10 protein-coding genes are annotated in these 7,953 nt (G+C 57.6%); 3 read left to right on the forward strand and 7 right to left on the reverse strand.

Annotated features, from left to right (window positions below):
• Positions 1-146: 146 nt before the first annotated feature.
• Genes APY94_RS12350 through APY94_RS12360 form a run of 3 tightly spaced genes read left to right on the forward strand, consistent with a single transcriptional unit; the run spans position 147 to position 2,460 of the window.
• Positions 147-1,013, forward strand: a complete 867-nt coding sequence (locus APY94_RS12350) for a DUF58 domain-containing protein (protein ID WP_058939907.1) — start codon at positions 147-149, stop codon at positions 1,011-1,013.
• The gene (locus tag APY94_RS12355) at positions 1,010-1,876 is read left to right on the forward strand and encodes a hypothetical protein (RefSeq protein WP_058939908.1); all 867 of its coding nucleotides are present in this window, start codon (positions 1,010-1,012) and stop codon (positions 1,874-1,876) included. Before APY94_RS12350 ends, APY94_RS12355 begins: the two co-directional genes overlap by 4 nt.
• Before the next feature lie 5 nt (positions 1,877-1,881).
• Positions 1,882-2,460, forward strand: a complete 579-nt coding sequence (locus APY94_RS12360; RefSeq protein WP_211259713.1) for a PH domain-containing protein — start codon at positions 1,882-1,884, stop codon at positions 2,458-2,460.
• A 9-nt stretch (positions 2,461-2,469) separates the two neighbouring features.
• Here APY94_RS12360 and APY94_RS13035 read toward each other — a convergent pair whose 3' ends face one another.
• The 7 genes from APY94_RS13035 to APY94_RS12385 all read right to left on the reverse strand — a co-directional run.
• Positions 2,470-2,634 carry a hypothetical protein gene (locus APY94_RS13035; protein ID WP_157065553.1) on the reverse strand — a complete coding sequence of 55 codons (165 nt, stop codon included), beginning with the start codon at positions 2,632-2,634 and terminating at the stop codon, positions 2,470-2,472.
• Positions 2,635-2,706: 72 nt separating this feature from the next.
• Complete coding sequence (locus APY94_RS14025) at positions 2,707-2,883, reverse strand: hypothetical protein (RefSeq protein ID WP_394325674.1); 177 nt, start codon at positions 2,881-2,883, stop codon at positions 2,707-2,709.
• Between the two features lie 23 nt (positions 2,884-2,906).
• Positions 2,907-4,880, reverse strand: a complete 1,974-nt coding sequence (locus APY94_RS12365; RefSeq protein ID WP_394325675.1) for an alpha-amylase family glycosyl hydrolase — start codon at positions 4,878-4,880, stop codon at positions 2,907-2,909.
• Positions 4,881-4,925: 45 nt separating this feature from the next.
• The gene (locus APY94_RS12370; protein WP_058939910.1) at positions 4,926-5,588 is read right to left on the reverse strand and encodes a DUF257 family protein; all 663 of its coding nucleotides are present in this window, start codon (positions 5,586-5,588) and stop codon (positions 4,926-4,928) included.
• Between the two features lie 64 nt (positions 5,589-5,652).
• Positions 5,653-6,942, reverse strand: a complete 1,290-nt coding sequence (locus APY94_RS12375; protein ID WP_058939911.1) for a TldD/PmbA family protein — start codon at positions 6,940-6,942, stop codon at positions 5,653-5,655.
• Between the two features lie 46 nt (positions 6,943-6,988).
• The gene (locus APY94_RS12380; RefSeq protein ID WP_157065554.1) at positions 6,989-7,360 is read right to left on the reverse strand and encodes a hypothetical protein; all 372 of its coding nucleotides are present in this window, start codon (positions 7,358-7,360) and stop codon (positions 6,989-6,991) included.
• 72 nt (positions 7,361-7,432) lie between these two features.
• Positions 7,433-7,953, reverse strand: a 521-nt coding sequence (locus tag APY94_RS12385) for a TldD/PmbA family protein (RefSeq protein WP_169791821.1), incomplete at its 5' end; no start/stop codon positions are given.

The following is a 7,953-nucleotide window of genomic DNA, read 5'->3' on the forward strand; positions in this document are numbered from 1 at the left end:
CAAGGACCCCCTGCCCGGGAGCGTGGCGCTGACCGGGGGGCAGCAGCGTCGGGGTATTCTTCAAGGGGCCCAAGCCACTGCAGGTTGAATACACATACAGGATAAAGCCCGTCCTCAGGGGCGTTTACACCCTGCCCAGGAGCGAGGTGACCACAAGGAGTCCCCTCGGGACCCGCTATCTGTGGGGGCTCTACGGGGAGGAGCTGAGAATAAGGGCCGTTCCCAGGGTGCTGAGAGAGGTATCGGTGATTGAAACCCGGAGAAAGGCTAGAATAAGCGTCCCGGAGACGAGCTACTCCATAAGGGGACCCATCTCAACGGACTTCAAGGAGATAAGGAACTACCAGACGGGGGATCCGATGAAGCTCATAAACTGGAAGGCGACCGCGAGGATGGGGGAGGTGCTCGTCAACGAGTTCGAGAGGGAAGGAAAGAAGACCGTGCTCTTCATTGTGGACGCCCGGGAGGCGATGAAGATAGGAAAGGAGAGCGAGAGCCCCTACGAACACGCCATGAACCTCGTGGCCTCCATGGCCCACCGCTTCCTGAGACAGGATTACCACGTGGGGCTCTATCTGCTGGGAGCGGGAAAGTTCATCCCACCTGCCACAGGGCCCAGACAGCTCCACGAAATCGTTAGAACCATGATGAGCTTTGAAAGAGTCCAAACTGGGGAGGAAAGGCTTGACGACGCGGTGGAGAGGCTGAGGAGGATACTCATCCAGTACACCCCACTGGTGGTCTACGTCTCCAACATCCTGGAGGGAACGTGGGCCGAGACGAGGAGGGGAATGCTCGCCGTGAGGGCCATGGGGCGGGGCAGGACGAGGCCTATGGTGATAGACATCTCGGTCTATCCGACCCTCGACCCGGGGACCGGGACGCTGATGGAGATGGAGAAGAGGACGATAATGGAAGACCTGGAGAAAACCGGAGCCTACGTCATCCGCTGGCTGCCCGGCGAGGAGGAAACGGGCAGGATAGTAACCAGGCTTCTGGGGGAGATAAGATGAGCCTCACTGCCGCAAAATTCGCGGTTGTTCTTCCCGCGGCGGCTCTGACCGCGCTGGCGTATTCCAGCGTCGCCGGAGTGAGCGGCTACGCACTTCCCGCCGCGCTCGCGGCGATCCTGCTGGGGGTCTTTCTATCCAGCGGCTCCACCAGCAGGGCCATCTCCCTCTCGATGACCCTCTACGCGGTCCCGTACACGATCGGGGCGTCGCAGTTCCTGCCCGTGGCATTTCCAGAAGCCTACAGGAACCTGGGGGAGGCAATACTGGCCAGCCCGTACTTCTCATCGGCGATCCCGATATTCGCCCTCGTTGCCATGGGAATCACCGCGGACTACGTGGAGACCGCCGAGGAGTGGGAAAGCGTTCTTAATGAGCTGGGCGGGCAGGAAGTCGGAAAGAGAACGCTGCTCTACAGCCTTCTCTTCCTGCTGGCAGCATTCGTTCTCTCCCTGGCCGTCTTCTGGCTGGGCGGCCGCCTGGGAATCTCGGCGGCTGGCTCTCTGCTGCCGCTGATTCTCCTCACGGTGGGGCTGGTCGTCGCATACTCCTCCATCGAGAGCGGGAACCACAGGAGGGTGGTCGTTGCAGTGGAAACCCCCCCGTTCAACGGGAGCGTGGTTATCCAGACCCCAAAAAGGACGCTGGCCCTGCCGGTGAGCCGCTCCATGGGCTTCGAGTGGGAGACCGTGAGACTGGAGGCCGAAACGGGGGAGAGACCAAGGAGGGTCCTTCTCAGAACGGAGGAAAAAGAAGAAGCCCTAAGCCCCTTGATTGAAAGCGTCGATCAGGGGATCCTCTTTCTGCTCTACCGGGTGGAAAAAGAGAAGGTTAATATACACAGGCGCCGAAGAATTGGAGGGTGAGAGTAATGGGCAACAACCTTCCAAAGTCCGTTTTGAGACACCTGGAGCCGAATGAGGATGTTCTGTTCACCGTCCGCAAGAAGATAAGCGTGGAGAAGCCGAAGTGGCTCATCATCACGAACAGGAGGATAATCTACCTCGACGAGAAGATACTCGGGAGGTACGAGATAAAGGCCATACCGTATCAGAAGCTCGAGGAAGTCACCGTTGAGCTGGGAGTCATATCCTCCGAGTTCCTCATAAAGGGCGAGGAGAACATAAGGCTCAAGCTCGGCTGGATGAACAAGGAGCAGGCGAGGAATACAATAAACGCCATAAAGGACGCCCTGAACGCGATAGCCGTCGAGCCCGTGACGATAGAGGTCAAGAAGGGCCTGACCCACGAAACGTGGGTTCTGAAGAAACCCAAGGAGTTCGTGAGCAGGGTCGTCTCGGCGGGAACCACCATCCAGCACCATCCTGCGACTGCTGAGAAAGATGACCCCCTGGAGAAGCTGAAGAAGCTCAAGGAGCTCTACGACATGGGCGTTATAAGCGCCGAAGAGTACGAAGAAAAGAGAAAGAAGCTTCTCGAGCAGATTTAACCGTTCTGGTTATCCGCTACTTTCGGCTAAAGCGTGAACATCGTAGCGGATAACCTTCCAGCCGCCCATCTTCATTGGCTGGCTTTCGGAGGGAACGGTTACCCCCCACATCTTCAGGCAAAGCCAGTCCCCATTCGGGCTTACAAACCCCACATACCTGGGACTTCCCATCACCACAAAATCAAGCACAAAACAATATAAAAATTTTGGAAAACAAAAATCAGCAAACACTCCGTTTGTTGCCATCTACGAAACAGCCCTTTTCTTCCAGATTATCAGAGCCGCCCCGAGCAGGAGAAGGGCGGCGAGGAGGTAGGGGAGAGGGCTCTCTCCAATTGGCCTGTGGACTATCGTCGTTGTTGGCATCGCTGGAGCCGTTTCGGTTTCAACGATGGGAGGCTCATCCCTTAGAACCACAACCATGGAGTTCACGAAGCCGTAGAGGGTCACGTTGAGCGGTTCAAGCTCCCCCAGGAAGAGCCCCTGTAGAGCTCCACAGAGAAGGCTGTTCCGTTGGGGAGCGGAGCGACGGTGAAGTAGTAGCCTGTCGAGGACTTGAGCAGAGGCCTCGGCTCCGCCAGCTCCGATAGGTTACCCTTAATCCAGAGGCCGCCCGTGAGGTTGGTGGCGTTGATGGCTATAAGCGCTGGAACATCGTTCCCCGAATAGTAGCGCAGCTTTGCCGGTTCACTGGCCTTTCCCCCGGTTTCGACCACGACGTCGAGCCAGGCCTTTTGAGCCTTCACCTCCGGAACCTCCACAAGTATCTCGGTTGAATTCCACGAGAGAACCCTCGCCTCAACGCCACCGATGATGACCCTTCCCGAGGAGCCGAAGCCCGCACCTCCAATGAGGATTCTCTGACCGGGCTCTGCGGTGTAGGGAGTTACCGAGCCGATGAGAGGTTCGTTCTGCTCTCCCTCGACGTGGAAGACATAGAAGCTGTTGTGCAGGAGTTCCAGGAATGCTTTTCCACCGGAGACCCTCATCTCGGCGCCGGTCAGGGCGTCGCGGTAGGTTCCATCCTCCCAGTCCAGGAGAAGCGTGAGGTTCCCAGGTGAGCCCTTGTTCATAACCACGAGGAGCCCGTGGCTTCCAAAGGTTCTCTCAAATGCCCATACGGAGTAGTTGGCATAAACCGTTCTGAAGTCTCCAAAGGCCAGGGCATCATTGGTCTTTCTCAGCTCCGCCAGCGTTCTGATTATCCTCGCCGCCTCGGTGGTGTTGTTGAAGACCATCATCGGCCGGTTGTACGGGTCGCCCTTTCCGTCCCCGCTCACCAGATAGCTCTCGTCGCCGTAGTATATCACCGGAATCCCGGGCAGGGTCATGGTCAGGGCTAAAGCCATGTGGAAGCGCTCGATGGCATCCTTTCGTTTTGCCTCGTTAAGGAAGCGAACCAGGTCGTGGCTGTCGAGGAAGTTCAGCTCCTTATTGGGGTAAACGAAGAGGGAATAGTACTCCTCAAGGGTTCTAGAGAGGGTTTCAAGGCTTCCTACGAAGCCGAGAGTTCTCACGATATCTTCCCTTACGGGTATGTTGAGAACCGGCGAGACGTTGGAGTAGCGGTAGAGCCCGTAGAGGTCGTCCGTTTTATCCGGCGAGAGTGAGTAGTACTCCCCATAGATGAAGAGCGGGGCTTTGGAGTAGAGACGCAGGTAGAAGCTCTCAAGCCAGCCGAGTTCCATGTGCTTGACGGCATCAATCCTGAAGCCGCAGGCCCCGGAGTTAACGAAGAGGAGCGCGCCCTCGGTGAGGTATGAATCGACCCAGGGATTGAGCTGGTTGAAGTCGGCTAAGCCAAAGAGGTTGGCGTACTTGAGGGGAATCCCCGCCCAGGTGAATATGTTGCCGTTGTGGTGGTAGGCGTTCTCCCTGATCCCGGTGTACGGGTTTACCGTAGCGTTCTTGGTGTCCCGGTAGTAGTCGGTTACAAAGGTGCCGTTGTCGTAGAGGGAGCCAAACTCACCGTCCATTGCCGGGTTGGAGTGGTTGGGGACGTAGTCGACGATTACGCATATATCCCTCTTTTCGGCCTCCTTCACGAGCCTCCTGAAATCCTCCCAGGTTCCAAAGTGCTCCTCGATGCGTTTATAGTCGCGCGTCCAGTAGCCGTGGTACGGCGCACTTCCTCCGGCCATTCTGTTTATGTTGTCGTTGAGCGGAGAGACCCATATCATGGAGACACCGAGGCTCTGGATGTAGTCCAGCCTCTCGGTGAGGCCTTCCAGGTCACCGCCCCAGTAGAGGCGATAGTTGGTGTGGGTCGGGTCATAAAAGGGCTCGTTGTTGCTCTGGTTCCCATCGTAGAAGCGGTCAACCATCACTTGGTATATGACGCCTCGCTCGGGTACCGCATGGGCCCCAGCGGGAGGCAGTATCAGAAGCAGCATCAAAATCACAGCCAGGGCTGCCCTCATTATATCACCAAAAGTGATAAGGATGGGGGTTTAAAAATCTTCACACTATGGTCTCGATATGTCCCTGAAGCTCAGGGAGACTGTGGAGCCCACGATAGAGCTGTTCGCGGCCTTGACGACCCGGAGCCTGTATTTGCCGCCCTCGAAATCCCACCGGAGCACCGTGCTGGCAGTTTCTTCAAAGAACGAGAGCAGCTCCGGGGAGTACCTCTCCATGATGTCCAAGTTGAGGAAGTACAGCGCCACGCGGCTCTTCTTCCCGACGAAGGTCGAGATGTTGCGGATCAGCCGTATAACCTCGTGCCGATCAAGGGCGATAAAGAGCTTGTGGATTCCAAGGACCGGATTGAAAACAACCTCCTCGGGGACTATCTTCTTGTAGATCTCATTGTAATACCTAAAATCGAGGAAGTACTTATCCACCTCCACCCTCCCGAAGACGCTTCCGATGTCCCTGCTACCTCCAATCTTTATAACCGGGACATTCCTGAGGCCCTCAAGCTCCAGCCCCATGAGGTCCAGGCGGATGACGCTCTCCGCGAAGGCATCGGAGATATCGTCGATCAGGAGCGGTGTCCCCCGGGCCCTGCACCTGCGGCAGACCAGGTAGAGGAGGAGTTCAGGGGAGGAAACCGCACTGTACTCAATAAGGACTGTCTCACCGGGTCTAAGTCCGAAAAGAATCGAGTCCACAGCGTGAGCGGCCATTGTGACATCACCGGATACATTTTACAATGGCAAAGTATAAAAGGTTACCGCGGCGGCCGCTGTTTCACACTATTCTAGCCACCGTCAGGACTCTCGGAGAGACGAAGGATCCCCTGCGAACCGTCTCCCGCCCAACGGCGAGGATTGACCGCAGAACCTCGAAGGCGTTTCCTACAAGCATGTTGTCCCTGAAGGGCTGAAGCTCCCCGTTCTTAACAACGTACCCCAGCTCAACGGTCAGCGAGAAGTCGCCGCTGACGGGGTTGGCAGTGTGCTCGCCGAAGACCTTCTTAACCACAACCCCCTCGAAGTCGCGGAGGCTCTCCCCTCCTGGCTTGACCAGCAGGTTGCTCGTCCCTATGTGGGGCATGGTTCTGAAGTCCCGAACCGCGTTGCCCGTGCTCTCCATGCCCAGAAACGAAGCGTACGTGTGGTCAAGAAGGAAGGACTTCAGCACACCATCCCCAACGAGAACCGTCCTTCTGGAAGGAGTCCCCTCACCGTCGAAGGAGTAGCTCCCAGGGAAGCCCTCGATGGAGGGGTCGTCGATGAGGGTAAGCTCTCCGGCGGTCGCAGGCTCACCGGGCCGCGAGAATCTGCTCCTGCCGAAGTAAACGCTGTCGCCGTAGAGGTTCTCGAGCAGAATCCCTAGGATCGTCCCAAATGCCTCGGGCTCAAGAACCAGAGCGCCGGAGTATCCCCCAAGCTTTCCGGCGGCGCCGCTCAGCTCCGCCTCCTCGATGGCAAGAGTTATAGCCCGCTCAAGCTCCTCAAATGGCTGAAGCGAGCGGTACGACTGATAGTAGGAGCCGGTTCCCGTTCTCCCGCCGCCCTTGACCGCGTAGGCGGAAACGCTCATTCCAGTGGAGCGCTCCTCGAGGAAAACACCGTTCGAGTTCGCAACGCCGTAGGTGTTGACGCCGAAAGCCAGCGAGCCGGAGAGGGTAATTCCCTCGCCCTTAAGCTCCGCCATCCTGGACGCAAAGTCGCCCGCGAGGGCGTAGGCGTCTTCAAAGGGAATCTCGTCGATGAGCCTGTCGTAGAGTCCACCGACGGGGCGCGGCTTTCCCCCGGAGGGGAACCCCGCAAAGGGCACCTCGCTTATCCTCGCGAGCTTTATCGTTCTTTTCACAAAATTTTCAAGCGTTTCGCGGTCGTGGGCGAGTCCCGTGATGTAGGAGAAACCGAGTTTGCCCCTGTAGCCGATGCGGAGGCCTATCCCCGAATGGAACTTTCTCTGGGAGCGCTCCAGTCTCTCGCGCTCTATCCTAAAGGAGCCTCCCCTGCCCCTCTCCCAGTAAAGCTCCCACTCCACATTCTCGCGCTCGAGGATTCCAATAAGTTCATCTATCATCGGTTCACCGGGGAGAGTTCGAAGGGGAATTTAAAAGGTATTCTGCTCACTCTCCAATGACCTCGTTGTACAGCCCGAGGAGCCGCTCGTAGGCGTTTTCCTTTATTGCGGCCAGCTCCCCAAAGAGCGCCGCAACCCCCTCATCGCCCGCCATCCTCTGGAGCTTTCTGTAGATATCCCTGCCTATTGCCTCGGAAATCAGGGCCAGTGCCAGGGCGTTTTCGACGTCCCCCACCCTCATCATCTCATCACACACCGGCAGGGTGTCCAGCGGAGGGGCATTGAACTCCAGGGGTTTCATACCGGGATAGAGCCTCTCGAACAGCCCAGACATCTGGGCCGCGTGCTTCCTCTTCTCCCCCGCCAGCTGCAGGAACTCGTCGGCAAGCATTCCTTCAACGCGCTTGGCCATCACCATACATAAAATTGAAGGTTGATGTATATACGCTTTGCTTTCAAGTCTCGCGAATCCAAAACAGAAACCCATTCTTCAGCGAAGCCCGCCCACCAGAGCCCTCGTGAGGACGTGCGGGCCGCCGTCATCAACCGGAACCCACTGCCCCTTACCGCAGTAGCCCGGAAAATCGACCTTCAGGTCGTTCCCGATGGCGCGGATGTTTTTCAGGACGTCGAGTATACTCCCGGACAGGGCCACATCGCGAACCATCTCCTTCACTTTGCCGTTTTCAATTACATAACCCTCCCTCGCGCCGAAGGTGAAGGTGCCACCGGCGGTATCAACCTCGCCGCCCTTGTCGCCGACCATGTAGAGGCCGTTCTTGACCTCCTCGACCATCTCCTCAAAGCTCCAGTCGCCGGGCTCAACGTAGGTGTTGCTCATCCTCACGAGGGGCTGATAGTTGTAGCCCTGCGCCCTCCCGTGGCCGTTCGGCTCGAGACCGAGGAGCGCGCTCGTCTCACGGTCGTTGAGGTAGTTCACCAATACCCCGTCCCGGATTATCTCGACGCGCCTCGCCCTGATGCCCTCGTCGTCGTACACGTAGGAGCCAA

The sequence above is a fragment of the Thermococcus celericrescens genome, from assembly GCF_001484195.1.
GTDB lineage: Archaea > Methanobacteriota_B > Thermococci > Thermococcales > Thermococcaceae > Thermococcus > Thermococcus celericrescens.

Bases quoted from the DNA above. Each gene is read 5' to 3' on its own strand.
- APY94_RS12355 (WP_058939908.1), top strand. From the start codon at position 1,010: ATGAGCCTCACTGCCGCAAAATTCGCGGTTGTTCTTCCCGCGGCGGCT.
- APY94_RS12360 (WP_211259713.1), top strand. From the start codon at position 1,882: ATGGGCAACAACCTTCCAAAGTCCGTTTTGAGACACCTGGAGCCGAAT.
- APY94_RS14025 (WP_394325674.1), bottom strand. From the start codon at position 2,883: ATGGTTGTGGTTCTAAGGGATGAGCCTCCCATCGTTGAAACCGAAACG.
- APY94_RS12365 (WP_394325675.1), bottom strand. From the start codon at position 4,880: ATGAGGGCAGCCCTGGCTGTGATTTTGATGCTGCTTCTGATACTGCCT.
- APY94_RS12370 (WP_058939910.1), bottom strand. From the start codon at position 5,588: ATGGCCGCTCACGCTGTGGACTCGATTCTTTTCGGACTTAGACCCGGT.
- APY94_RS12375 (WP_058939911.1), bottom strand. From the start codon at position 6,942: ATGATAGATGAACTTATTGGAATCCTCGAGCGCGAGAATGTGGAGTGG.
- APY94_RS12380 (WP_157065554.1), bottom strand. From the start codon at position 7,360: ATGGTGATGGCCAAGCGCGTTGAAGGAATGCTTGCCGACGAGTTCCTG.